Source organism: Pseudoalteromonas sp. 120-MNA-CIBAN-0494 (assembly GCF_040308885.1).
GTDB classification, from domain to species: domain Bacteria; phylum Pseudomonadota; class Gammaproteobacteria; order Enterobacterales; family Alteromonadaceae; genus Pseudoalteromonas; species Pseudoalteromonas nigrifaciens.
The window spans coordinates 1-230 of sequence record NZ_JBEOOE010000254.1 but is presented as its reverse complement, the minus strand read 5'-3'; the positions used below and the strand labels follow the sequence as shown (position 1 = coordinate 230).

Sequence of the window (230 nt, the reverse complement as noted above, 5' to 3'; positions counted from 1 at the left end):
CAACAGTGGTTTTTTGATAATGGCCGAGTTGGCTACTCGATTAAACAAACTCAACAGCATAACTTAAGCCTAGTAACAGAATTAAACCCTGAGTCGCGGTTTTTTATTTATTTGCACCCCCAAAATATATTTGGGCAAAAAATTGCTAGTTCAAATAAAAAAATTAACCAGGTAGAAAAAGATAACTCGCCGCAACAAAAAAATAATAAAAAAATTAGTAAGCGCAAGCT

At 33.5% G+C, this 230-nt stretch carries 1 pseudogene; it reads left to right on the top strand.

Features of this window, described 5'->3' with window-relative positions:
* A pseudogene (locus tag AAEY55_RS18690) lies at positions 1–230 on the top strand (MipA/OmpV family protein); the annotation flags it as partial.